This is a genomic window from Xenophilus azovorans DSM 13620, from assembly GCF_000745855.1.
Classification (GTDB): domain Bacteria; phylum Pseudomonadota; class Gammaproteobacteria; order Burkholderiales; family Burkholderiaceae_C; genus Xenophilus; species Xenophilus azovorans.
The window spans coordinates 60,325-82,938 of record NZ_JQKD01000018.1 but is presented as its reverse complement, the minus strand read 5'-3'; the positions used below and the strand labels follow the sequence as shown (position 1 = coordinate 82,938).

General features: G+C 71.1%; 22 protein-coding genes. 8 read left to right on the top strand and 14 right to left on the bottom strand.

Going from position 1 to position 22,614, the window contains the following annotated elements:
• Window positions 1-15 precede the first annotated feature (15 nt).
• A complete protein-coding gene (locus Q392_RS11810) occupies window positions 16-246 on the top strand; it encodes a hypothetical protein (RefSeq protein ID WP_051953311.1) in 231 nt (76 codons plus the stop codon).
• 3 nt (window positions 247-249) lie between these two features.
• On the opposite strand, the gene Q392_RS11805 is transcribed toward Q392_RS11810, so the two are convergent.
• The gene (locus Q392_RS11805) at window positions 250-963 is read right to left on the bottom strand and encodes an alpha/beta fold hydrolase (protein ID WP_038206908.1); all 714 of its coding nucleotides are present in this window, start codon (window positions 961-963) and stop codon (window positions 250-252) included.
• 85 nt (window positions 964-1,048) lie between these two features.
• On the opposite strand from Q392_RS11805, the gene Q392_RS11800 reads away from it, so the two are divergent.
• Window positions 1,049-2,230 (top strand): Yip1 family protein, encoded by a 1,182-nt coding sequence (locus tag Q392_RS11800; RefSeq protein ID WP_169748301.1) that lies wholly within the window; start codon window positions 1,049-1,051, stop codon window positions 2,228-2,230.
• 32 nt (window positions 2,231-2,262) lie between these two features.
• Window positions 2,263-2,934 carry a histidine phosphatase family protein gene (locus Q392_RS11795; protein ID WP_038206905.1) on the top strand — a complete coding sequence of 224 codons (672 nt, stop codon included), beginning with the start codon at window positions 2,263-2,265 and terminating at the stop codon, window positions 2,932-2,934.
• Window positions 2,935-2,936: 2 nt separating this feature from the next.
• Here Q392_RS11795 and Q392_RS11790 read toward each other — a convergent pair whose 3' ends face one another.
• The 6 genes from Q392_RS11790 to Q392_RS11765 form a co-directional block, all read right to left on the bottom strand.
• On the bottom strand, window positions 2,937-3,164 hold the full coding sequence (locus tag Q392_RS11790) for an oxidoreductase-like domain-containing protein (protein ID WP_425425178.1): 228 nt from the start codon (window positions 3,162-3,164) through the stop codon (window positions 2,937-2,939).
• Window positions 3,161-3,790 carry a GDSL-type esterase/lipase family protein gene (locus tag Q392_RS11785; RefSeq protein ID WP_038206901.1) on the bottom strand — a complete coding sequence of 210 codons (630 nt, stop codon included), beginning with the start codon at window positions 3,788-3,790 and terminating at the stop codon, window positions 3,161-3,163. Before Q392_RS11785 ends, Q392_RS11790 begins: the two co-directional genes overlap by 4 nt.
• Window positions 3,791-3,861: 71 nt before the next feature.
• Window positions 3,862-5,217: a tetratricopeptide repeat protein gene (locus Q392_RS11780; protein WP_038206898.1), complete on the bottom strand. Its 1,356-nt coding sequence runs from the start codon at window positions 5,215-5,217 to the stop codon at window positions 3,862-3,864.
• A 45-nt stretch (window positions 5,218-5,262) separates the two neighbouring features.
• Window positions 5,263-6,927 carry a Na/Pi cotransporter family protein gene (locus tag Q392_RS11775; protein ID WP_038206895.1) on the bottom strand — a complete coding sequence of 555 codons (1,665 nt, stop codon included), beginning with the start codon at window positions 6,925-6,927 and terminating at the stop codon, window positions 5,263-5,265.
• A gap of 12 nt (window positions 6,928-6,939) precedes the next feature.
• Entirely contained in the window at window positions 6,940-8,367 is a 1,428-nt protein-coding gene (locus Q392_RS11770) for a sensor histidine kinase (protein WP_157007934.1), read from the bottom strand.
• On the bottom strand, window positions 8,364-9,044 hold the full coding sequence (locus Q392_RS11765; RefSeq protein WP_038206892.1) for a response regulator transcription factor: 681 nt from the start codon (window positions 9,042-9,044) through the stop codon (window positions 8,364-8,366). Before Q392_RS11765 ends, Q392_RS11770 begins: the two co-directional genes overlap by 4 nt.
• Window positions 9,045-9,232: 188 nt before the next feature.
• On the opposite strand from Q392_RS11765, the gene phnD reads away from it, so the two are divergent.
• The 4 genes from phnD to phnE (Q392_RS11745) are packed head-to-tail and all read left to right on the top strand — an operon-like array spanning window position 9,233 to window position 12,660.
• Window positions 9,233-10,237: a phosphate/phosphite/phosphonate ABC transporter substrate-binding protein gene (gene phnD / locus Q392_RS11760; RefSeq protein WP_051953307.1), complete on the top strand. Its 1,005-nt coding sequence runs from the start codon at window positions 9,233-9,235 to the stop codon at window positions 10,235-10,237.
• Window positions 10,234-11,019 (top strand): phosphonate ABC transporter ATP-binding protein, encoded by a 786-nt coding sequence (gene phnC / locus Q392_RS11755; RefSeq protein ID WP_038206890.1) that lies wholly within the window; start codon window positions 10,234-10,236, stop codon window positions 11,017-11,019. The genes phnD and phnC overlap by 4 nt, the downstream gene beginning before the upstream one ends.
• On the top strand, window positions 11,016-11,825 hold the full coding sequence (gene phnE / locus Q392_RS11750; protein WP_038206887.1) for a phosphonate ABC transporter, permease protein PhnE: 810 nt from the start codon (window positions 11,016-11,018) through the stop codon (window positions 11,823-11,825). The genes phnC and phnE (Q392_RS11750) overlap by 4 nt, the downstream gene beginning before the upstream one ends.
• Complete coding sequence (gene phnE / locus Q392_RS11745; RefSeq protein ID WP_051953304.1) at window positions 11,818-12,660, top strand: phosphonate ABC transporter, permease protein PhnE; 843 nt, start codon at window positions 11,818-11,820, stop codon at window positions 12,658-12,660. Before phnE (Q392_RS11750) ends, phnE (Q392_RS11745) begins: the two co-directional genes overlap by 8 nt.
• 3 nt (window positions 12,661-12,663) lie before the next feature.
• Here phnE (Q392_RS11745) and lspA read toward each other — a convergent pair whose 3' ends face one another.
• From lspA to Q392_RS11730, 3 genes are all read right to left on the bottom strand, one after another.
• Complete coding sequence (lspA, locus tag Q392_RS11740) at window positions 12,664-13,179, bottom strand: signal peptidase II (protein WP_038207035.1); 516 nt, start codon at window positions 13,177-13,179, stop codon at window positions 12,664-12,666.
• A complete protein-coding gene (gene ileS, locus Q392_RS11735; RefSeq protein WP_038206882.1) occupies window positions 13,179-16,028 on the bottom strand; it encodes an isoleucine--tRNA ligase in 2,850 nt (949 codons plus the stop codon). The genes lspA and ileS overlap by 1 nt, the downstream gene beginning before the upstream one ends.
• A gap of 122 nt (window positions 16,029-16,150) precedes the next feature.
• On the bottom strand, window positions 16,151-17,188 hold the full coding sequence (locus Q392_RS11730; RefSeq protein WP_038206879.1) for a bifunctional riboflavin kinase/FAD synthetase: 1,038 nt from the start codon (window positions 17,186-17,188) through the stop codon (window positions 16,151-16,153).
• 154 nt (window positions 17,189-17,342) lie between these two features.
• Between Q392_RS11730 and Q392_RS11725 the strand changes: the two genes are divergently transcribed.
• On the top strand, window positions 17,343-17,900 hold the full coding sequence (locus tag Q392_RS11725; protein ID WP_038207032.1) for an HNH endonuclease: 558 nt from the start codon (window positions 17,343-17,345) through the stop codon (window positions 17,898-17,900).
• Between the two features lie 7 nt (window positions 17,901-17,907).
• On the opposite strand, the gene Q392_RS11720 is transcribed toward Q392_RS11725, so the two are convergent.
• From Q392_RS11720 to Q392_RS11705, 4 genes are all read right to left on the bottom strand, one after another.
• Window positions 17,908-18,690, bottom strand: a complete 783-nt coding sequence (locus Q392_RS11720; protein ID WP_038206876.1) for an enoyl-CoA hydratase — start codon at window positions 18,688-18,690, stop codon at window positions 17,908-17,910.
• 14 nt (window positions 18,691-18,704) lie between these two features.
• Window positions 18,705-20,084: an alpha/beta fold hydrolase gene (locus tag Q392_RS11715; protein ID WP_038206873.1), complete on the bottom strand. Its 1,380-nt coding sequence runs from the start codon at window positions 20,082-20,084 to the stop codon at window positions 18,705-18,707.
• 91 nt (window positions 20,085-20,175) lie between these two features.
• Complete coding sequence (locus tag Q392_RS11710; protein ID WP_038206869.1) at window positions 20,176-21,291, bottom strand: acyl-CoA dehydrogenase family protein; 1,116 nt, start codon at window positions 21,289-21,291, stop codon at window positions 20,176-20,178.
• 15 nt (window positions 21,292-21,306) lie between these two features.
• Window positions 21,307-22,488, bottom strand: coding sequence for an acyl-CoA dehydrogenase family protein (locus Q392_RS11705; protein WP_038206866.1), 1,182 nt, complete (start codon window positions 22,486-22,488; stop codon window positions 21,307-21,309).
• Window positions 22,489-22,614 lie beyond the last annotated feature (126 nt).

Below are 22,614 nucleotides of genomic sequence, written 5' to 3'. Positions count from 1 at the left end.
GTCAGGGAGAAATCGATGGGCTTGCGCGACATTGCGCTGACGGTGCGCCAGGCGCCGGGCGGCCGCTTCATCTGGCGGCTGATGGAGGGATCGGGCGACATCGGCCCCTTTCCCACCTACGTCCGCCTGGTCGAGGCCGAGGACAGCTTCGACAGCTATTCATCGGCGCTCGTGGCCGGCATGGCGGCGCTGCGCCGGCTGGGCAGCCCCGTCCAGGGGCCGCAGCAGCGGATCGAGCCGCCCTGAACCTCAGGCCGGCGCCACGCGCCGCAGCCACTCGCCCAGCAGCGCGTTCACCTCGGCCGGCCGCTCCATGGTCAGCATGTGGCCGCACTCGCGCAGCCAGTGCAGCTCGGCCTGCGGCAGCAGCGCGGCGATCTCGCGCGAGGCGGCCGGCGGCGTGAGGCGGTCGGTGTCGCCGCACAGCACCAGCACCGGGCAGCGCAGCCGGCCCAGGTGGACGCGGGCGTCGGGCCGCTCCATCAGGGCGCGGTTCTGGCGGATCAGCTGCCCGGCGCCGGCGTCCAGGATCATCTGCAGGTAGCGGCCCGTCAGCTCCGGCCGCGCCGCCTGCGCCGGATGGAAGGCGAACACGATGTTCGGCTCGATCACGTCGCGCACGTCGCCGCGCTCGAACAGCTCGATGGCGTCGGCGCGCAATTGATAGGTCTCGGGCGTTTCCGGCGCGGCGTTGGTGCCCAGCAGCGCGAGCCCGGCGATGCGCCCAGGCGCCTGGCGCGCCGCCTCCATCGCGACCATGCCGCCCATGGAGGCGCCGCACAGCAGCAGCGGCCCTTCCGTCTCCTCCAGCATCGCGGCCGCCATGGCGGGCAGCGAGGCATGGCGCATGTGCGCGTCGGACACCATCGGCCGCAGCGCGGCCGGCACGGCGGGCAGTTGCGCCTCCCACAGCCGCGCGTCGCAGGCCAGGCCGGGAAGGAAGACGAGACGAGGGGAAGGCATCGGCGCATTCTGGCATCGGCCCGCGCGGGCGTGCTCCTACACTGCCTGCCCAGGTCCATCTGCACAGGAAAAAGGGAGCGCCTCCGTGAACGCCATCGTCCAGCGAGTCCAGGACATCCTGCTGCGTCCGCGCAGCACCTGGCCCGTCATCGACACCGAGGCCGGCGATGCCGCCGGCCTCTACCGCCGCTACCTCGCCGTGCTGGCCGCGCTGCCGGCGCTGGCCGGCTTCATCGGCCTGTCGCTGGTGGGTGTGAGCGCCTTCGGCGTGCGCTACCGCGTGCCCTGGGCGACCGGCCTCCTGTCTGCCGCAGCGAGCTATGTGCTGACGCTGGCGATGTTGTTCGGCTTGGCGCTGCTGGCCGATGTGCTGGCACCAACTTTCGGCGGCCGGCGTAGCCGCTGGCAGGCGCTCAAGCTGGTGGGCTATGCGAGCACTGCTGCCTTCGTGGCTGGCCTGTTCAACATCGTCCCGGCGCTGTCGCTGCTGGGTGTGCTGGCGGCGCTGTATTCGTTCTATCTGGTCTGGCTTGGCGCGCCGGTGCTGATGGGGTGCCCACCGGAGAAGGCCGCCGGTTACACCGCGGTGCTGGCGGCATGCAGCGTGGCGGCCGCGCTGGCTGTAGGTGCGGTGATCTCGCTGCTGGCGCCGCCGGCGCTGCGCGTGGCGGGCGCGGACGGGAACGCAGCGGTGACCATCCAGACCCCGGGCGGCGAGCTGCGCATCGACGGCGCGCAGATGGAGGAGGCGGCCCGGCGCATGGCCGAGGCCGCCAGCCGGATGGAGCAGTCGGCGCAGCAGGCGGCCGCGGGCGCCGCGCTGCCGCCCATCGATCCGCAGCAGCTCAGGGCGATGCTGCCCGAATCGCTCGGTGCCCTGGCGCGCGAATCGATCGAGGCGCGCTCGCAGGCGGTGGCCGGCGTGGGCCACTCGCAGGCGCGGGCCCGCTACCGCGCCGGCGACGAGCGCATCGAGCTGCTGATCAGCGACACGGGCGGGTTGGCCTCGCTCATGTCAGCGGCCGCCTGGGGCGGCACCACGCTGGACCGGCAGGCCGACGGCAAGGTGGAGAAGGTCTATCCGCAGGACGGGCGCACCGTGCGCGAGGACTACGCCACCGACGGCCACCGGTCGGAGTACGCCGTCATCCTGCGCAACGGCATCCTCGTCGAGGGCCGCGGCGACCACCTGGGCATCGACCGTGTGCGCGAGGCCGTGACGCGGTTGCCGCTGGCGCGGCTGGAGGCGCTGCAGCGCCAGCCATGACGCCGCGGGCGGTGGACAATGCAGGCCGTTCCATGCCCACCGACCTCATCCTCATCCGCCACGGCGAGACCGACTGGAACCGCGAGCTGCGCTTCCAGGGCCACATCGACGTCCCCCTCAACGACACCGGCCACGAGCAGGCGCGCCGGCTCGGCCTGCGCCTGGCCGGCGAGACCGTCCACCACATCGCCTGCAGCGACCTGCTGCGCACGCAGCAGACCGCCGCGCCGGCGGCGCAGCAGCTCGGCCTGCCGGTGCGCACCACCATCGACCTGCGCGAGCAGAACTTCGGCGTCGGCGAGGGGCTGCGTGCCGAGGAGATCCAGGCGCGCCACCCGCGCGCCTGGGAGGACTGGCTGGCCTTCCAGGCCGACCGCGCGCTGCCGGGCGGCGAGTCCACCCGCGAATTCCATGCGCGGGTGATGGCGGCGCTGGGCGGCATCGCCGGGCAGCATGCCGGCCGGGTGGTGCTGGTCGTGACGCACGGCGGCGTGCTGGACATGGTCTGGCGCACCGCGCGCAGCCTGGGCCTGGACGGCCCGCGCCGCAGCGAGATCCCCAACGCCGGCGTCAACCGCGTGCGCATCGCCGATCCGGCACGGCCCGAGGCGGTGGAGATCCTCGACTGGGCCGACACCGCGCACCTCACGGGGCTGGGGCCGCAGCCCAGCTACGACCAGTCCCGGCACCTGAAGCGCGACTGACGTCAGCGCGCGAGGGCGGCTTGCGCGTCCTCGCACCACCACGCCGCGGCGGCGTAGAAGCCCTCCCACACGCAGCCGTTGCAGCCGCGGCCGCAGCAGGTGGCGGGCTCGGGCGGCGGCGGGCGCAGGGCGACGCCGGCCGCCGCGGCCCGTGTCTGCCAGGCGGCGAAACGCGCTCGGGCCGCGGCCAGATCGCCGGCCACAGGCGGCGGCACCTCGTCGTTGCTCACCGCCAGCCGGCCTCGCGCAGTTGCGCGGCGATCTCCTCCGCGATGCGGGCGTAGCCCTGGGCATTGGCGTGGATGCGGTCGGAGCGCAGCGCGGCGTCCGACAGCACGCCCGCGTACACGCCGGCCAGCAACTGCACCTGCGCCTCGCGGGCCAGCTCGGCGTAGAAGGGCGCATCCGCGAGGACGCCGACGGCGGCGCGCATCGCGTCGGGCGCCGGTGTGGCGATCAGCGCCACATGCGGCGTGTGGGCCTTGGCCTGGCGCAGCAGCTCGGCGATGGCCGTCCGCGTGGACTGCGCCGGCACGCCGCGCAGCATGTCGTTGCCGCCGATGCCGACCAGCACCGCATCGAAGCGCTGCGCCGCGAGCAGCGGCTCCAGCCGCGCCAGCGCGCCTTCGGCGGTGTCGCCGTTGACGCCCTCGTTGTGCAGTTCCCAGCCGGTCAGCCGCGCCAGTTGCGCGGGCCAGTCGGCGCCGTCCGGGGCGCCATAGCCCGCGGTGAGGCTGTCGCCCAGCGCCAGCACCGACGCGCTTGCCGGCAGGATGGCCGCCTGGCCGCGCCGCCGGCCGCAGCCGGCGAGCCAGGCCAATGCGGCGATCGCGGGAAAGATGTGACGGCGGCGCATGGCCGGACGGACTGGCGTACCTTCGCCTGCGGCTCCGGTGCGAGCCCCCTTCGGAACGGCCGGGCGGGGGCTCATGACACCACCGAAGGCAGCCCGAGCGCCGCATACACGCCGGCCACCTGCCGCGCCAGCCGCCGCGATTCGGGCTGGCCGTTGCACTGCTGCTGCAGCACGTCCTGCGCGGTGCGCAGGGCGGCGGGCGTGCGCTGGCGCATCAGCGCGTCGAGCCAGATCTGCCCGAACAGGTCGCGCTGCGCGTGGCTGCCGCCGATCTCGACCATGCGCGGCAGTGCCTGCCCCAGCCCCTCGGCGGCGCCGGCCATGTCGCCGCGCGCGTGCGCCACGAGACCGTGCGCCGCCGGCACGCACACGCGCTGCCAGGCGGCGCGGCCGGCCTCGGGCGCCCGGGGCGCATGGGCCTCGATGTTCGCCAGCAGCGCATCGGCCTCGGGCCGCCCGGCGCGGGCCAGGCCGTAGAGGTACTGCAGGTCCAGGAAGGGCAGCACGTGGTCGCGCGTGCGCCCGGCCATACGTTCGGCCACCGCCTGCCAGCGGTCGCCGACGTCGACGCCGGCCATCTCCAGCCGCGCCAGCAGCGAGACGGCGCCGATCTGGTCCTGCGAGTAGTCGGGCTCCACACCCCAGCAGTGCGCGTCGTGCACCGCCAGCGCCTCGCCGCCGCGGCCCAGGTCGATCAGGAACAGCGCCAGGTGCCACCAGTTGTGCGTGACCATGAAGGAGTTCAGGCCGGTCCAGGTCGCGCTCATCTCCTCCATGAAGGCCAGCCCTTCGGACAGGCGCCCTTCGGTCAGCATCACGTGCGCCAGCGCGTGGTGCGCCCACGGCTCCTTGCGGCACATGGCGATGGCGTGCAACGCACTGGCCTCGGCCTCGCGCATCAGGTGGCATTGCTCGTAGCCGAAGGCCAGCATGCCATGCAGGTAGGGCACGTCGGCCGCGTGCGGCCGCGCGGCCAGTGCCAGGCGCAGCATGCCGGGGCAGTCGCCCAGGTTGAAGCAGTGGTACTGGCCGAGCTTGACAGACACCAGGTCGCGCGGGAACTCGCGCGCCTGCTCCTCGTGCAGCGTGATGGCGCGCGCCAGGTCGCCCGCCACCCAGGCGGCGACGGCGGCGATGTAGCGCTGCTCGCGCGGCGTGGCGTGGCGGGCGCCGGCCTGCGCGCGCTCGATGAAGGGCCGTGCGTTGGCCGCGGCCTCGCGCGACTCCGCGAACATGTGCAGCGTGGCGGCGTAGGCCTGCACCAGCGGGCTGTCGTCGCCGCTCGGCTCGAGCACCAGCCGGGCGGCGCGGGCCTCGCACGAGAGGAAGCCCATGACGAAGTCGTCCACCAGCGCCAGGCTGGCGGCGTCGCGGACGTGGACGGGGTTGCCGAGCGCGTCGGCGGTGGAGGGTGGGGCGGCGGGCATGCCGCCGATTCTGCCGCCGGACGCCGGCGGCTCAGCGCCCGGCGCTCAACGCTCCTCCAGCGGCGTCAGCCGCGACTCGCGCAGCCGGCTGGGCGCCAGCGCGCCGGCCGAGTCGAGGATCGGGTAGGCGATCGAGCAGATGTGCGAGTTGATGCGCTTGAGGTCGCTGATCAGGTCGATGTGCAGCGAACTCGTCTCCATGCTGGGCGTGGTGCGGTCCATCAGCCGCTCCAGGTGGGTGTTGGCGTAGGCGCGCTCCAGGTCGCGGAAGCGCGCCTTCTCCTCCAGCAGCTTCTGCGCGTCGCGCACGTTGCCGTTGAGGAACACGCTCATGCCCAGCCGCAGGTTGGCCACCAGGCGCTCGTGCAGCTCCACGATCTCGGCCATGCCGGCCTCCGAGAAGTTGCGCTGCGGCTTGATCTTCTTGTCCTCGATGTCGGTGATCACGCGCTCGATGATGTCGGCCACCTGCTCCATGTTGATGGTGAAGCTGATGATGTCCGTCCAGCGCTTGCTCTCTTCCTCGCCCAGCGCCTCGCGCGAGATCTTGGTCAGGTAGTACTTGATGTCGGAGTAGAGCTGGTCGACCGTGTCGTCCATCTTGCGCAGCTCCTCGGCCAGCCGCAGGTCGTTGGTGCGGATGACGGTGAGCATGCCGATCAGCATGCTCTCCACCACGTCGGCCTGGTGCAGCGCCTCGCGCGCGGCGTTGGAGATGGCCAGCGTGGGCGTGGACAGGGCGGACGGGTCCAGGTGCTGCGGCCGCGTGCTGACCGGCGACTGCGGCGGCGCCGGCAGCAGCCGGGTGACCAGCCGCGCCACCGGCGTCGTCAGCCCGATGAAGGCGATGCTCGCCAGCACGTTGAAGGCCAGGTGGAACAGCACCACCAGCTGCGTGGCGCCGCCCACGTGCGGCCGCACGTACTGCAGCCACAGGCCGATGAAGGGGGCCGCGATCGCCACGCCCAGCACCTTGAACAGCAGGTTGCCCACCGTGACCTGCCGCACCGCGACGCTGGACTTGGCCGTGGTCAGCACCGCCAGCAGGCCGCTGCCCAGGTTGGCGCCCAGCACCAGGCCCAGCGCCACGTCCAGCGGCACCACGGCCGAGCTGGCCATGGCCGCTACCAGCAGCACCACCGCCAGGCTGGAGTACGCCACCACCGCCAGCGCGGCGCCGACGGTGATCTCCAGCAGCACGTCGCTGGTGATGGAGGCGATGATGGCGCGCATCGCCTCGCCCTCGAACAGCGGCCCGGTGGCCGCCACCACGAGCTGCAGCGCCAGCAGCATCAGCCCCAGGCCGATCAGCACGCGGCCGAAGCGTCCGGCCGCGCTGGCCGGCCGCGTGATGGAGAACACCACGCCGGTGAAGATGAACAGCGGCGACAGCCACGACAGGTCGGTGGAGAACAGCACCGACATCAGCGCCGTGCCGATGTCGGCGCCGCGCATCACGGCCAGCGCCGCCGGCAGCGTGACCAGGCCCTGGCCGACGAAGGACGAGGTCATCAGCGAGGTGGCGGTGCTCGACTGCACCAGCGCCGTCACGCCGATGCCGGCCAGGGCGGACGAGAAGCGGTTGGCCAGGCTGTGCTGCAGGAAGCGCCGGAGGTTGCCGCCGAACACCCGCAGCACACCGGTGCGAACGAGATGGGTGCCCCATACCAGCAGCGCGATGGCCGCCAGCAGATTCAACAGATGCTTCATGGAAGCGGGGGACTATACGCCCCGTTGCGGCGCCTGCTCCCAGCAGACGATGGCGTCCAGGCCCGCCACGCGGCCATCGGGCGCCAGGCGGTTGACCAGTTCGATCCTGCCCTGCAGGGCCTTGGCGATGTCCAGGCAGATCGCCAGCCCCAGGCCGGCGCCGCGCACCGTCCCGGCCGGCGCGAAGGGGCGGAACAGCCAGGCGCGCGCGTCCTCGGTGATGCCGGGGCCGCTGTCCCACACGGTCATGCGCGCGTGGCCGTCGGCCTGGTCCAGGCGCACGCCCAGCTTGCCGTCCTCGGGGGTATGGCGGATCGCGTTCGACAGCAGGTTGCTCACCAGCTCGGTGGCCAGCCACGGCTGGCCCCGCACCGTGACCGGCGCGGCCTCCTCCAGCGCGAAGTCCAGGTGGCGCGCGGCGATCAGCGGGGAGAGTTCGAGCACCGCCTCGCGCACCACCCCGCCCAGGTCCAGCGGGTGGGCCTCTGCCGGCTCGCCGGCGTGTTCCAGGCGTGCCTTGTTCAGAAGCTGGTTGGCCAGGTGCGCCATGCGGTCGACCGTGCGCGAGAGTTCGGCCAGCACGCCGGCATCGGGCGCCGGTTCGCGCAGCGCCGACTGCAGCTGTGTCTTGAGCACGGTGATCGGGGTGCGCAACTGGTGCGATGCGTCGGCCACGAAGCGGCGCTGCTGCTCCAGCACGCCGTGCTGGCGGGCGAAGAGCGCGTTGAGTTCCTCGATCACCGGCAGCAGTTCTTCCGGCCCGCGCGCGTTCAGGGGTGCGGTGTCGTCGGCCGGGCGCGCATGCAGTTCGCGCCGCAGCGCGCGCAGCGGCCGCAGGCCGCGGTGGACCACCACGCCGACGACGGTGGCGATCAGCAGCATCAGCACCACCTGGCGGGCCAGCATGCCGCGCAGCAGCGCGGCGTGCTGCTGGTGGCGTGCCTCCAGCGTCTCGGCCACCAGGATGCGCACCACGCCCCGTCCCTGCGACATCTCGATCGGCTGCTGCAGCGCGAAGGCGCGCACCGGCTGGGCGTTCACCGTGGCGGTGTAGTGGGCCTGCAGGCCGGGGCCGCGGGTGCCTGCGGGCGGCAGCGGCAGCGCATCGTCGCCCGCGAGCTGGCGGCCCTCGAAATCGAGCACACGCCAGTACATGCGGCTGCCGCCGGCGCCTTCCAGCGCCTCGATCATGGCCAGCGGCACGGTGATCGACAGCTGGTTGCGCTCCACGTGGATGCGGTCGCCGATCTGGCGCGCGGTGGCTTCCAGCAGGCGGTCGTTGGCGCGGTCGGTCGCGGCGCGCGTGCTGCGGTACAGGGTGGCCGTGTCCATCAGCATGAAGGCGGCGATCGGCAGCAGCGTCCACAGCAGCAGATAGGTGCGCAGCTTGCCGGCCGGCTTGCGTGCCGGAGCGTCCTGGCGCGGCGCGGCCGGGGTCACGGCGCAGCCTGCGGGGCCGCCGCCTCGCACAGCAGGTAGCCCACGCCGCGCAGGGTCATGATCTCGGCGCCGCTGCCGGCGATCTTGCGCCGCAGGCGGTGCACGATGACCTCGATGGCGTCGGGCTGCACCGTCTCGCCGGCGCCGAACACCATGGCCAGCAGGCGCTCCTTGGTCACGCCGTGCCCGGGCCGCGCCATCAGCGCACGCAGCAGCGCCCCTTCGCGCGGCGACAGGTCCAGCGGGCGCTCTTCGCGGAACAGGGTCTGGGTGCCCCGGTCGAAGCGCAGGCGGCCGCAGACCACCTCGTCGCCCGCGCTGCGCCGGCGCGCGATGGCATGCAGCCGCGCTTCCAGCTCGTCCAGATCGAAGGGCTTGGCCAGGTAGTCGTCGGCGCCGCTGTTCAGTCCGACCACGCGGTCGCTGACGGCGCCGCGCGCGGTGAGGATGAGCACCGGCGTGCCGTCGCCGCCGCCGCGCAGGCGCTGCAGCACGCGCAGCCCGTCGATGCCGGGAATCGACCAGTCCAGCACGATGGCGTCGAATGCGTGGTGGCGCGCCAGGCCGAGGGCTTCCAGCCCGTCGCCGGTGCAATGGACGTCGAAGCCGCGCCGCGCCAGCGCGCGGGTGAGCGCGCCGGAGAGGTCGAAGTCGTCCTCGACGAGCAGGATCTTCATGCGCGTCGAGCATACGGGCGCCGCGTCCCGCCCGGCCTTGCATCCGGGAAAGCCCGCCCTCTTTCTGCAAGCGAACTGAAAGCCGGCAGACAGCCGCCCGAAAGCCGGGCCGGCCGGCCATGCCGGCCACGCCCTAGAGTCGCCGCTGCCGGGTCAGCCGACCCGTCCATCTGCAAGGAGACATACGCATGCGACCACTGACGACCGCGGCCCTGGGCGGCCTGCTCGGCCTGCTGGGGCTGCTGGCGGGCACCGCCGCGCTGGCCCAGGACAATTGCCCGAACCGGGGCGACCTCGACACCCAGTACTGCGACGCCAACAAGGACCTGGTGGCCGACACGCCCACCGACGCGGGCAAGCTGAAGAACCCCAACACGCTGGTGTTCACCTACACGCCGGTGGAAGACCCGGCGGTGTACGAGAAGATCTTCAAGCCCTTCACCGACCACCTGGCGCAGTGCACCGCCAAGCGCGTGGTGTTCTTCCAGGTGCAGTCCAACGCGGCCGAGATCGAGGCCATGCGCGCGGGCCGCCTGCACGTGGCGGGCTTTTCCACCGGGCCGACGGCCTTCGCCGTCAACATCGCCGGCGCGGTGCCCTTCGCCGTCAAGGGCTACGCCGATCGCTTCCAGGGCTACAACCTGATCGTGGTGGTGAAGAAGGACAGCCCCTACCAGAAGCTGGCCGACCTCAAGGGCAAGAAGCTGGCCCACACCTCGCCCTCGTCCAACTCCGGCCACATGGCGCCGGTGGCCCTGTTCCCCAAGGAGGGCCTGACGCCCGACAAGGACTACAAGGTCATCTTCTCGGGCAAGCACGACCAGTCGGTGCTGGGCGTGCGCTCGGGCGACTACGACGCCGCGGCCGTCGCCTCGGACGTGTTCGAGCGCATGGCGCATCGCGGCGAGATCAAGGAAGACGACTTCCGCGTGATCTACCGCAGCACCAAGTTCCCGACCTCGTCCTTCGCCTATGCGCACGACCTGGAGCCGGCCTTCCGCGACAAGATGCTCAAGTGCTTCTACGACTACCGCTTCACGCCGGAGATGCAGAAGGCCTTCGACGGCGCGGATCGCTTCTTCCCGATCACCTACCAGAAGGAGTTCGCCATCGTGCGCGACGTGGCCGACTCGGCCGGCGAGAAGTTCAACCGCGCTGCCTACGAGCGCGAATCCGCGAAGCAGAAGAAGTGAGTGCCACGCCGACCACCGGCGCCCTGGAGATCCGCGACCTGGTCAAGGCCTACAAGCCGGGCCAGCCGGTGCTCAAGGGCATCAGCCTGGAGATCGCCGGCACCGGGCTCACCTCGGTCATCGGGCCCTCGGGCACCGGCAAGTCCACGCTCCTGCGCTGCATCAACCGCCTGATCGACCCGACCGCGGGATCGATCTGGCTCCAGCACGACGGCGAGCGGGTCGACATGTCGGTGCTGCGCGGCGCCGCCCTGCGCGCCCAGCGCCGCCACATCGGCATGGTGTTCCAGGAATACAACCTGGTCGAGCGCCTGACCGTGATGGAGAACCTGCTGACCGGCCGCCTGGGCTACGTCGGCGCGTGGGCGGCCTGGCGCCGCCGGTTTCCGCAGGCCGACATCGACCGCGCCTACGAATTGCTCGACACGGTGGGCCTGGGCGCCTTCGCCCATCAGCGCGCCGACGCGCTGTCCGGCGGCCAGCGCCAGCGCGTGGGCATCGCACGGGCGCTGATGCAGCAGCCGCGCGTGCTGCTGGCCGACGAGCCGACCTCGTCGCTGGACCCGAAGACCTCGGTGGAGATCATGACGCTGCTGCGCGAGCAGGGGCGGGCGCGGGGCATCCCGGTGGTGGTCAACATCCACGACGTGGACCTGGCGCGGCGCTTCTCCGACCGCATCATCGGCATGTCGGGCGGGCATGTGGTCTACGACGGCGACGGCGCCGGGCTGGACGAGACCATGCTGAAGACCATCTACGGCGGCGAGGACTGGCTGCAATGAGCGCGCCTGCCTCGCCGCCGCTGCCGCCCGCGCGCACGGGCGCGCCGTTCCGCGCCAGCGCCGGCGTGCGCGCGGCGGGCGTGCTGCTGGCGCTGTACACGCTCTACGCGCTGTCGCAACTGGACTTCTCCTGGCAGCGCTTCAGCGAGGGGCTGGGCCACGGCGCCCGGCTCATCGGCAAGATGTTCCCGCCCGACCTGGACAAGTGGGACATTCTCGGCAAGGGCATCGTCGAGAGCCTGCAGATCGCCGTGCTGGCGACCGCGCTGGGCATCGCGCTGAGCCTGCCGGTCGGCTTTCTCGGGGCGCGCAACCTGATGCCCGCATGGGTGACGTGGATCGCCCGCTTCATCGTCGCCGTGTGCCGCTCGCTGCACCCGGTGATCGTGGCCATCATCTTCGTCAAGGCGGTGGGCTTCGGCGCGCTGGCGGGCGTGCTGGCGCTGACGGTGGCCTCGATCGGCTTCATCGGCAAGCTGTTCTCCGAAGCGATCGAGGAGATCTCGCCCAAGCAGGTGGAGGCGGTGCGCGCCACCGGCGCCTCGTTCATGAACGTGATCGCGTTCGGCGTGCTGCCGCAGGTGTTCTCGCGCTTCGTCGGCTTCGCCACCTACCAGCTCGACTCCAACCTGCGCAACTCGACGATGGTCGGCATCGTGGGCGCGGGCGGCATCGGCGGCGCGCTGTTCTCGGCCTTCCAGCGCTTCGACTATGGCTTCGTGTTCACCATCCTGGCGACCATCGTGGCGATCATCGTCGCCGCGGAGATCGGCACCAACGCCCTCAAGAAAGCGCTCGATGTCTGACGCCCTGTCTCCCGCGATGCCGGACGGCCGCGCGGCCCCGGCCGGTGCACCGCGCATCTGGCAGCGCTACACGCCGGTGCAGCGCACCGTTCGCTTCTTCGTCTGGCTGGTGCTGGTGGCGGCGGTGGTGCAATCGGTGCGCACCATCGAGATCATTCCCGAGTTCCTGCTCGACGCCCATGTCCAGATGGCCGACCTGCTGGTGCGCATGTGGCCGCCGGACACGGCGTACTACCCGCAAGGCATCCACCAGGCGCTGATGGAGACGCTGCACATCGCCTCGCTGGGCACGCTGCTGTCGATCCTGCTGGCGGTGCCGCTGGCGCTGCTGGTGGCGGGCAACCTCACGCGCAACCGCGCGGTGAACCTGCTGGCGCGCATCGCGCTGGTCACCTCGCGCTCCGTCAACTCGCTGGTGTGGGCGCTGCTCTTCGTGGCCGTGTTCGGGCCGGGGCCGCTGGCCGGCACGCTGGCCATCGGCTTCCGCTCGATCGGCTTCGTCGGCAAGCTGCTGGGCGAAGCGATCGAGCAGACGCCGCGCGGCCCCATCGAGGCGCTGGAGGCCGCGGGCGCGGGCTGGCTCGCCCGCATCTGGTACGGCTACTGGCCGCAGGTGAAACCGGCCTTCGCCTCGATCGTGCTGCTGCGCTGGGACATCAATGTGCGCGAATCGGCCGTGCTCGGCCTGGTCGGCGCCGGCGGCATCGGCATGGCGCTGGACTCGGCGATGAACCTGTTCCAGTGGGACCGCGTGGCGATGGTGCTGCTGGCGATCTTCGCGGTCGTGGTGATCGCCGAGGTGGTGGTGACGCAGGTGCGCCGCCGGGTGCTGTGAGCCCTAGGCTGCGCCGCGCCGCATGCGGCGCAGCTCGTCCAGGATCAGGCAGACGGCGCCCAGCGTGATGGCGCTGTCGGCCAGGTTGAAGGCCGGGAAGTGGCGGCCGGCCCAGTGGAAGTCCAGGAAGTCCACCACGTAGCCGTGCATCAGCCGGTCCACCACGTTGCCCACCGCGCCGCCGAGGATGCAGGCCATCGCGAAGCTGAACAGGGCCTGGCCGCGGTGCTTCACCAGCATCCAGATGATGAACACGCCCGCGCCCACGCCGATGGCGGTGAACAGCCAGCGCTGCCAGCCCGAGGCGCCGGCCAGGAAGGAGAAGGCCGCGCCGGTGTTGTGGGCCCGCACGATGTTGAAGAAGCCGGTGACCGGCGTGTAGTCGCCCAGCCGGTAGTGGCCCAGGATCAGCACCTTGGTCCACTGGTCGGCGATGAAGATCACGAGCGCCAGCGCCAGCCAGGGCCAGATGCCGGCGCGGGCCAGGGGCGACGCGCCAGGGGCGGGGGCGGCGGCCATCATGCGCGGCTGCGCGCCTCGCCGGCGCCGTACAGGTTGGCGACGCAGCGGCCGCAGATCGTCGGGTGCGCGTCGTCGCTGCCGACGTCGGCGCGCCAGTGCCAGCAGCGCTCGCACTTGGTGTCGGGGCTGGGCGTGACGCGGATCGCCAGCGCCTCGCCGGGCAGCAGCTCGACCACGGAGGCGATGAAGACGAACTTCAGGTCCTCGCCCAGCGCGGCCAGCAGCGCGTGGTCTTCCGGTGCGGCCGTCAGCTGCACGTTGGCCTGCAGCGAGGAGCCCACGCCGCCCTCGGCGCGCACCGCCTCGATCTCCTTGTTCACGGCGTCGCGGATCTCGCGGATGCGGGCCCACTTGGCCAGCAGCCCTTCGTCGGCCGTGCCGAGGTCGCAGAAGGTCTCCATGAAGATGGACTCGGAGGTGCCGGCAAACTTCCACGCCTCCTCGGCGGTGAAGCTGAGGAAGGGCGCCATCCAGCGCAGCATGGCCTGGGTGATGTGCCACAGCGCCGTCTGCGCGCTGCGGCGGGCCAGCGAGCCGGGCTGCGTGGTGTAGAGGCGGTCCTTCAGCACGTCGAGGTAGAAGGCGCCCAGGTCTTCCGAGCAGAAGACCTGCAGTTTGGCGACCACCGGGTGGAACTCGTAGACCTTGTAGTGCGCCAGCACCTCCTGCTGGAACTCGGCCGCGCGCGAGAGCGCCCAGCGGTCGATCTCGAACAGCTCCGAAAGCGGCACCGCGTCCCTGCCGATGTCGAAGTCGCTGGTGTTGGCCAAGAGGAAGCGCAGCGTGTTGCGGATGCGGCGGTAGGCGTCCACCACGCGGGCCAGGATCTTGTCGTCGCCGGCGATGTCGCCCGAGTAGTCGCTGGCAGCCACCCACAGGCGGATGATCTCGGCGCCCAGCTTCTTGGTCACCTCCTGCGGGTCGATGCCGTTGCCGAGCGACTTGCTCATCTTGCGGCCCTGGCTGTCGACGGTGAAGCCGTGCGTCAGCAGGCCGCGGTAGGGCGCGCGGCCCTCCAGCGCGCAGGCCAGCAGCAGCGAGCTGTGGAACCAGCCGCGGTGCTGATCGTGGCCTTCCAGGTACAGGTCGGCCTCGGGGCCGGTGTCGTGGTGCACCGCGGGGTGCGTGCCGCGCAGCACGTGGAAGAAGGTGGAGCCGGAGTCGAACCACACTTCCAGGATGTCGCTGCTCTTGGTGTAGTGCGGCGCGTCCTCGGCGCCGAGGATCTCCTCGGCCGTCACGCGGCTCCAGGCCTCGATGCCGCCCTTCTCGACGATGTCGGCGGCCTGGTCGAGGATCTCCATCGTGCGCGGGTGCAGCTCGCCCGAGTCCTTGTGCAGGAAGAAGGGGATCGGCACCCCCCAGCTTCGCTGGCGCGAGATGCACCAGTCGGGCCGGTGGGCGATCATGTCGTGCAGGCGGGCCTTGCCGTTCTCCGGGTAGAAGCCCGTGTGCTCGATGGCCTCCAGCGCCATCTGGCGCAGCGTCCTGGCCGGCTTCTCGCCGGGCTTGGTGAACACGCCCTCGCCCTCGTCCATGCGGATGAACCACTGCGCCGCGGCGCGGTAGATCACCGGCGTCTTGTGGCGCCAGCAGTGCGGGTAGCTGTGGGTGATGGTCTCGGTGGCCAGCAGCCGGCCGGCCTCGCGCAGTGCCTCGATGATGTGCGGTACCGCCTTCCAGATGTTCTGGCCGCCGAACAGCGGGAAGTCCGCCGCGTAGCTGCCGTTGCCCTGCACCGGGTTGAGGATGTCGTCGTAGGCCAGGCCGTGCGCCACGCAGGAGTTGAAGTCGTCCAGGCCGTAGGCGGGCGAGGAGTGGACCAGGCCGGTGCCGTCGGTGGCGGTGGCGTAGTCGGCCAGGTACACGGGCGACAGGCGCCGGTAGCCCTCGTGCACGTCGTACAGCGGGTGCTCGAATGCCAGTCCGCCCAGCGCGCGGCCGGGCGCCAGGCCCACCACCTTGCCGTCCAGCGCGTAGCGGTTCATGCACATCTCGACCAGCGAGTCGGCCACGATCAGCAGGCCGCGCTCGGTGTCGACCAGCGCGTAGTTCAGGTCGGGGTTGAGGTTGAGCGCCTGGTTGGCCGGGACGGTCCAGGCGGTGGTGGTCCAGATGACGGCGAAGATGTCCTTGGCCGGCGCCTTGTTCAGCCCGAAGGCAGCCGCGACCCTGGCCGGCTCGTGGGCCTTGAAGGCCACGTCCAGCGTCTGGCTCTTCTTGTCGGCGTACTCGATCTCGAACTCCGCCAGGGAGGAGCCGCAGTCGAAGCACCAGTACACGGGCTTCAGGCCGCGGTAGACGAAGCCGCGCTCGATGACCTTCTTGAAGGCGCGCAGCTCGCCCGCCTCGTTGGCGAAGTCCATCGTCTTGTAGGGGTGCGTCCATTCGCCCAGCACGCCCAGGCGCTGGAAGTCGACCATCTGCTGCGCGATCTGCTCGGTGGCATAGGCACGGCTCTTCGCCTGCATGTCGTCGCGGCTGAGATTGCGGCCATGTTTCTTCTCGATCGCGTTCTCGATCGGCAGGCCGTGGCAGTCCCAGCCGGGCACGTACAGCGCGTCGAAGCCTTCGAGCTGGCGTGCCTTGGTGATCATGTCCTTGAGGATCTTGTTCACCGCGTGGCCCATGTGGATCTGGCCGTTGGCGTACGGCGGGCCGTCGTGCAGGATGAACTTGGGCCGGCCGCAGCGCGCGTCGCGCAGGCGCTGGTACAGGCCTTCCTCGTTCCACTGCTTCACCCAGCCCGGCTCGCGCTTGGGCAGGTCGCCGCGCATGGGGAAGGGCGTGTCGGGCAGGTTCAGCGTGGCGCGGTAGTCGGTGGGAGAAGAAGCGGCGTCAGACATGGGAAGACGGGACAGGGGACTTCGACAGGCTCAGCCCGAACGGCACGGGGCGTCGGCGGGGGAGAGGGGCCGTCCGCCCTGAGCTTGTCGAAGGGCGGCAGCACGGCGCGGGCGTGCGGGGGCTAAATTCGGTCGCGGGTGGTCTGCCGCCGCGTCTCGGCATGGGTGGACGCGAAGAAGCGGCGCGCGTCGTCGCGGTCCTTGGCGATGCCCGCGGTCAGGGCTTCCAGGCTCGTGTAGCGCAGCTCGTCGTGCAGTTTGTGCAGCAGGTCCACCCGGATGATTTTACCGTAGGCCCCTTCCTCGCCCAGGCCGGCGGGCCATTCCAGGCAGTGCGTCTCCAGCAGCACCCGGCCGCCGTTGACGTCGTTGGCGTCCAGCGAGGGCCGCACGCCCAGGTTGGCCACGCCGGGCAGGGGCTGCTCGGCCAGCCCGTGCACCTGCACGGCGAAGATGCCGCTGGCGGCCGGCTTCCAGTGCTTGAAGCGCAGGTTGAGGGTGCGGAAGCCGTCGCTGCCGCCCGGGGCGCTGGCGCCCAGCGCGCGACCCAGCTTGCGCCCATGCACCACGTGGCCCGAGATGGAGTAGGGCCGGCCCAGCAGCGCGGCGGCGTCCGCCATGCGGCCCTCGGCCAGCGCCTCGCGCACGGCCGAGCTGGACACGCGCAGGTTCTGGACTTCGTAGCTGTTCATCCTTGCCACGTCGAAGCCGTGCACCTGGCCGGCTGCGTCGAGCATGGCGTAGTCGCCTGCGCGCTTGGCGCCGAAGCGGAAGTCGTCGCCCACCAGCACGTAGCGCGCGCCCAGGCCCTCGATCAGCACGTCGCGGATGAACTGCTGCGGCGGCTGGCTGGCCAGCACGGCGTCGAAGGGCAGCACGATGGTCTGCGCGACGTCGTTGGAGGCCAGTTCCGTCAGCTTGTCGCGCAGGGTGGCGATGCGCGCGGGCGCGAGTTCGGGCTTCTTCGTCACGCCGGCGAAGTAGTCGCGCGGATGCGGCTCGAAGGTGAGCACGCAGCTGGGCAGGCCGCGATGGCGCGCCTCGGTGTTCAGCAGCGCCAGCATGGCCTGGTGGCCGCGGTGGACGCCGTCGAAGTTGCCGATCGTCAGGGCGCAGGCGGGCGCCACGCCCGGATGACGGAAGCCACGGAATATCTGCATGCTTGTTTTTTGATAGCGGCTCGCGTACGCCTGGCGGGCGTTCGCAGCCGGAATGTCATGAACGCGTTATATTGTGGCGCGATCGTTGCATCGGATCCGAGCGATGCATGCATTCCCGTCGGTTCTTTTCTTGTTTCGAGAGGAGGCTTGTGTGGTGAAGGTGTTGAAGCTGTCGGCCCAGGGGCTGCCGCAGTCGTGGATCTCGCTGGAGCAGGCGGTGACCCACTACGCGGCGGACGAAGTGCGCTGGGAGGCCGGCGGCCAGGTGGCCCTGTTCCGTGGCGGGCACAACGCCGTCACGGGGGCGCAGTCGCAGATCGCGGTGGCGAGCATCATCGGCACCAAGGGCGTGCCGCGCATCAGCCCCTTCAGCCTGCGCCCGGGCCTGACCAACAGCAAGCTCTTCGCCCGCGACCGCAACATCTGCGCCTATTGCGGCGGCCACTTCCACGAGGAAGAGCTCACGCGCGAGCACATCGTGCCCTTCGCGCAGAACGGGGTGGACCACTGGATGAACGTCGTCACCGCCTGCCGTCCCTGCAACCACCGCAAGAGCAGCCGCACGCCCGAGCAGGCCGGCATGCCGCTGCTGTACACGCCCTACGTGCCCAGCCTGTGGGAAGACTTCATCCTGCGCAACCGCCGCATCCTGGCGGACCAGATGGAGTTCCTGATGGCGCACCTGCCGCGCAATTCGCGGCTGCACGGGTAGGCCGGCCTCAGCCCCGCCAGGCGGGTGGGCGCTTGTCGATGAAAGCCTGCACGCCTTCCAGCGCCGTCTCGTGCGCCATGTTGCAGGCCATCGTGCGGCTGGCGTCGGCCAGCGCATCGGACAGGCCGGTTTCGAGCTGACGGTAGAAGAGCGCCTTGCCCAGCTCCAGCGCGACGCGCGGCTTGTCGAGGATGCGCGACAGCAGCGCCTCGACTTCCGCGTCCAGGGTGTCAGGCGCGGCCACGCGGTTGACCAGGCCGCGCTGACGTGCGGTCTCGGCGCCGATGAAGTCGCCCGTCACCAGCATCTCGAAGGCCGCCTTGCGGCCGACGTTGCGCGACAGCGTGACGCTGGGCGTGGCGCAGAACAGGCCGACGTCGATGCCGCTGGTGGCGAAGCGCGCCTCGCTCGACGCCACCGCCAGGTCGCACAGCGCCACCAGCTGGCAGCCGGCCGCGGTGGCGATGCCGTGCACGCGTGCGATCACCGGCACCGGCAGCGCGTGCAGGGCCAGCATCATGGCGCTGCAGCGGGCGAACAGGTCCCGGTAGTACGCCTCGCGCGGCGTGGCGCGCATCTGCCGCAGGTCGTGGCCGGCACAGAAGGCGCGGCCCGCGCCGGCGATCACGACGGCGCGCAGGCCCTCGTCCCGCTGCAGGCGCCCGGCCGCCGCGTGCAGTTCGGCGATCAGTTCCTCCGACAGCGCGTTGAAGGCCCGCGGCCGATTCAGCGTCAGCGTGGCGACGCCGCGTGCATCGCGCGTCTCGATCAGGACGGGCTCGCTGTTCATCGGGGGCTCCAGGCTCAATAGGTCAGCTCGAGCACGCTCAGATGCCCGCCGGCGAAGGGCCAGGCCAGGCCGACGATGCGCTCGCCGTTGAATTCGCCGGCCACGCTGCGCTGCACGTCGCCGGCCAGCCGCAGCCGGCTGGTCGCGATGCCGGCGCCGCTGGGCGGCACGCCGGGCAGGGCCGTCTGCCCGTCCAGGCGTATGCGGTCGCGCCGGGCGTCGAAGTAGCCGCGCGGGCGGGTGAAGATGACCAGCGCCTTCGCGTCGCGGTCTGCCGCGGCCGGCCGCTCGGGGCGCACGTTGAGGACGCTGCTCGAGCGCGGGAAGGGGCTGCGGTAGACGTGCGTGGTGGCGTATCCGGGCGCGCTGATCTCGAATTCGTAGCTCGCGGCGCTGCGGCCGGTGAACGGCCCCCAGCGGCCGTCCGGGCCGATGACCTTGTGCCACACCGCCTCGCCCCGGCGCGCGCCGGTGGCGGGGTCGACGGCGTAGACGGCCAGCCGCGCGCCGACGACCGGCAGGTTGTTGGCGAAGTCGCCGCTCGCGGGGTTGTTGCTGTCCAGCCCCAGGCCGGTCAGGCGGCCGTCGAGCACCACTTCGGCTTCGGGCGCGATGTCGGTGCGCTGCGGCGCCTGGCCGGTGAGGAAGCGCCATGCGGCGGCGAAGGCAGCCGGCGAGAAGGAGGTCTCCCGATGGTCCACCCCTGGCAGGACCACATTGGTCGCGCCCTTGAGGGCCGGTCCGTCGTGACTGACGTTCGTGGGCTTGCCGGGTGCGCCGATCCAGGTGCCCTCGGGCTGCGCGTACTTGTCGTTGTTGTCAGAGCGCAGGGTGAGCCATTGCACGCCGGGCGTGACCTCGTCGCCGTTCGGTCCCTTGGGCGCGTTGAGCTGCTTCATGAAGGGCGACAGGCCCGAGAACTCGCTGCCTTCACGCAAACCTGGCACGGCCCAGATGCCGTGCGCCGGGTTGCCGCCCAGCACCACGTGGCTCACGTGCGCCGCCCCGCCGCCGTTCTGCACGTAGTTGCGGATCGTGTTGCCGCCGCGTGAATTGCCGATCAGGATCACCCTGGCGGCGCCCGTCGCGTCCATCACGCGACGCACCTGCGCCTTGAGGAAGGCCATGGACTCGGCGGTCGAGCTGCGCCCCGGCTGGGCCACCGCGTCGTCGTCGCGCGCCAGGGGCATCGGCTGGTCGAAGGCGAACAGGCGGTTGCGCGGCCAGCCGTTGGACTCGAAGCGCCAGATCGTCGTCTGCCACAGCGCCGCCGAGTCGCCGTTGCCGTGCACGAAGACGATGGGCGGACGGTCGTTCGAGGCAGGCATGGTGGAACAGGCGGCAAGGGCGAGCAGGGCGGGCGCGCCGATCACGAGTTGTCTGCGCTGGGTCATGGGACGTGTCTCCTGAAGCCTGCCTTATAAACAAAAACGCCCGCCGGCGCGGTGCCGGCGGGCGCGGTGCGTCGTTCGTCGAAGCGCGGCCTCAGGCGAAGACGCCGGCCGTGTCCTGCATGCGGGCCGACACCTCGCCCAGGTGATGCAGCGTGTCGCCGTAGGTCATCTCCATCTGCGTGAGCTTGCGGAAGTAGTGGCTGCCGACGTACTCGTCGGTCACGCCGATGCCGCCGTGCATCTGCACCGCCGACTGGCTGACGAAGCGCATCGACACGCCGAGCTGGTACTTGGCGCGCGCCGCGGCCTGGCGGCGCTCGGCGGCCGGGGCGCCCAGCTTGAGGTTGGCGTAGTAGCTCATCGAGCGCGCCAGCTCCAGCTGCATCTTCATGTCGGCCGCGCGGTGGCGCAGCGCCTGGAAGCTGCCGATCAGCACACCGAACTGCTTGCGGGTGTTGAGGTACTCGACGGTCAGCGCCAGCATCTTGTCCATCGCGCCCACGCCTTCGGCGCAGGCGGCGGCGATGCCGATGTCCACCGCATGCTCCAGCACCGGCAGGCCGTCGGCCGCGACCAGCGCGGCGGACGCCTTGTCGAACACGACCTCGGCCGCGCGGCTGCCGTCCTGCGTGCCGTAGCCGCGGGCGGCCACGCCGTCCTCGGACCGCGGCACGAGGAAGAGGGCGATCTTCCCGTCGAGCCGGGCGGGCACCAGGTAGGCATCGGCCTGGTCGCCGGCCGGCACCACGCTCTTGGCGCCCGTGACCGTGTAGCCGCTGCCCGCCTTGGCGGCCTGCGCCTCGCACACGTCGAGCCTGTAGCGTGCCTTCTTCTCCTGCTGCGCCAGCACCACCAGCGCCTGGCCGCCGGCGATGCGCGGCAGCCATTCGGTGCGCGTGGCCTCGTCGGCATGGCCGGCCAGCACGGCGCCGGCGATGAAGGACTGCGCCAGCGGCTCGAGCACGATGCCGCGGCCCAGCTCTTCCATCACCACCATCATCTCGACCGCGCCCATGCCCAGGCCGCCGTCGTCCTCGGGGATCAGCAGGCCGCCCAGGCCCAGTTCGGCCAGTTCGTCCCAGGCCTCGCGCGAGAAGCCGCCGGCGGCCTCGATGGCGCGGCGGCGCTCGAAGCTGTAGCCCTTGTCCACCCACTTGGCGACGGCGTCGCGCAACTGCTGCTGGTCGTCGGAAAAATCGAAGTCCATGGTGTCTGTCTCCTGTCAGCCCAGCACGGTCTGGGCGACGATGTTGCGTTGAACCTCGTTGCTGCCGCCATAGATCGTGGTCTTGCGCATGTTGAAGTAGGTCGAGGCCAGCGGCGCCAGCGTCGGATTGCCGCCGGGGAAGTCGCCTTGCCAGCCGGCATGCATGGCCTCGCGGATCAGCGGCAGCGAGAAGGGGCCGCCGGCGAGCATCATCAGTTCCGAGTAGCGCTGCTGGATCTCGCTGCCCTTGATCTTGAGCAGGCCGGCGATGTCCAGCGAGTTCTTGCCCGAGGTGGCGGCCGAGAGCACGCGCAGCACGAGCATCTCCAGCGCGACGATGTCCACCTCCAGCCTGGCGATCTCGTCGCGGAAGCGCAGATCGTCCCACACGCCCTCGGCCTTGGCGATGCGCTTGAGGCGCTCCAGCTCGCGCTTGGCGCGGTTCACGTCGGCGATGTTGGTGCGCTCGTGGCTGAGCAGGTGCTTGGCGTAGGTCCAGCCCTTGTTCTCCTCACCGATCAGGTTCTCGGCCGGCACCTCGACGTTGTCGAAGAACACGTCATTGACCTCGAAGCCGCCGTCCATCAGCTTGATGGGGCGCACCGTGATGCCGGGCGACTTCATGTCCAGCACGATGAAGCTGATGCCCGTCTGCGGCTTGCCCTCGGTGCTGGTGCGCACCAGGTTGAACATCCAGTCGCCGTACTGGCCGAGCGTGGTCCAGGTCTTCTGGCCGTTGACGACGTACTTGTCGCCCTTGCGCTCGGCGCGGGTGCGCAGCGAGGCCAGGTCGGAGCCGGAGCCCGGCTCGCTGTAGCCCTGGCTCCACCACACCTCGCCGCTGGCGATGCCGGGCAGGAAGCGCTTCTGCTGCTCGGGCGAGCCGAAGGCCATGATCACCGGTGCCACCATCACCGGCCCGAAGGGGATGATGCGCGGCGCGCCGGCCAGGGCGCACTCTTCCTCGAACAGGTGGCGCTGCACGGCAGTCCAGCCGGGGCCGCCGAACTCCTTGGGCCAGCCGTAGCCGAGCCAGCCCTTCTTGCCGAGGATCTTCGCCCAGCCCTGGATGTCCTCGCGCGTCAGTTCCAGCGCGTTGTGCACCTTGTGGGCAGTCTCCTTGGGCAGGTGTTCCGCGACCCAGGCGCGGACGTCCTCGCGGAACTTCTGTTCTTCGGGGGTAAAGGCCAAATCCATGGGGGTCTCCAGAGAAGCCGGGGTTTTTAGCACGGTCGTTCGTGCGGCCGAGTCCGCCGGGCGACACGGGATAATCCGCGGCCAGTATGCATCCCTCGCGCCATCGTTTCACTCCCCGTCCGGGCG

What these genes read in the sequence shown, in the direction of transcription:
- phnE (WP_051953304.1), top strand. Translation starts at nt 11,818, where the DNA reads ATGTCTGACGCCCTGTCTCCCGCGATGCCGGACGGCCGCGCGGCCCCG.
- Q392_RS11715 (WP_038206873.1), bottom strand. Translation starts at nt 20,084, where the DNA reads ATGACCCAGCGCAGACAACTCGTGATCGGCGCGCCCGCCCTGCTCGCC.
- phnD (WP_051953307.1), top strand. Translation starts at nt 9,233, where the DNA reads ATGCGACCACTGACGACCGCGGCCCTGGGCGGCCTGCTCGGCCTGCTG.
- Q392_RS11720 (WP_038206876.1), bottom strand. Translation starts at nt 18,690, where the DNA reads ATGAACAGCGAGCCCGTCCTGATCGAGACGCGCGATGCACGCGGCGTC.
- Q392_RS11730 (WP_038206879.1), bottom strand. Translation starts at nt 17,188, where the DNA reads ATGCAGATATTCCGTGGCTTCCGTCATCCGGGCGTGGCGCCCGCCTGC.
- Q392_RS11795 (WP_038206905.1), top strand. Translation starts at nt 2,263, where the DNA reads ATGCCCACCGACCTCATCCTCATCCGCCACGGCGAGACCGACTGGAAC.
- Q392_RS11810 (WP_051953311.1), top strand. Translation starts at nt 16, where the DNA reads ATGGGCTTGCGCGACATTGCGCTGACGGTGCGCCAGGCGCCGGGCGGC.
- ileS (WP_038206882.1), bottom strand. Translation starts at nt 16,028, where the DNA reads ATGTCTGACGCCGCTTCTTCTCCCACCGACTACCGCGCCACGCTGAAC.
- Q392_RS11705 (WP_038206866.1), bottom strand. Translation starts at nt 22,488, where the DNA reads ATGGATTTGGCCTTTACCCCCGAAGAACAGAAGTTCCGCGAGGACGTC.
- Q392_RS11780 (WP_038206898.1), bottom strand. Translation starts at nt 5,217, where the DNA reads ATGCCCGCCGCCCCACCCTCCACCGCCGACGCGCTCGGCAACCCCGTC.
- Q392_RS11805 (WP_038206908.1), bottom strand. Translation starts at nt 963, where the DNA reads ATGCCTTCCCCTCGTCTCGTCTTCCTTCCCGGCCTGGCCTGCGACGCG.
- lspA (WP_038207035.1), bottom strand. Translation starts at nt 13,179, where the DNA reads ATGGCCGCCGCCCCCGCCCCTGGCGCGTCGCCCCTGGCCCGCGCCGGC.
- Q392_RS11775 (WP_038206895.1), bottom strand. Translation starts at nt 6,927, where the DNA reads ATGAAGCATCTGTTGAATCTGCTGGCGGCCATCGCGCTGCTGGTATGG.
- Q392_RS11765 (WP_038206892.1), bottom strand. Translation starts at nt 9,044, where the DNA reads ATGAAGATCCTGCTCGTCGAGGACGACTTCGACCTCTCCGGCGCGCTC.
- Q392_RS11710 (WP_038206869.1), bottom strand. Translation starts at nt 21,291, where the DNA reads ATGGACTTCGATTTTTCCGACGACCAGCAGCAGTTGCGCGACGCCGTC.
- phnE (WP_038206887.1), top strand. Translation starts at nt 11,016, where the DNA reads ATGAGCGCGCCTGCCTCGCCGCCGCTGCCGCCCGCGCGCACGGGCGCG.
- Q392_RS11785 (WP_038206901.1), bottom strand. Translation starts at nt 3,790, where the DNA reads ATGCGCCGCCGTCACATCTTTCCCGCGATCGCCGCATTGGCCTGGCTC.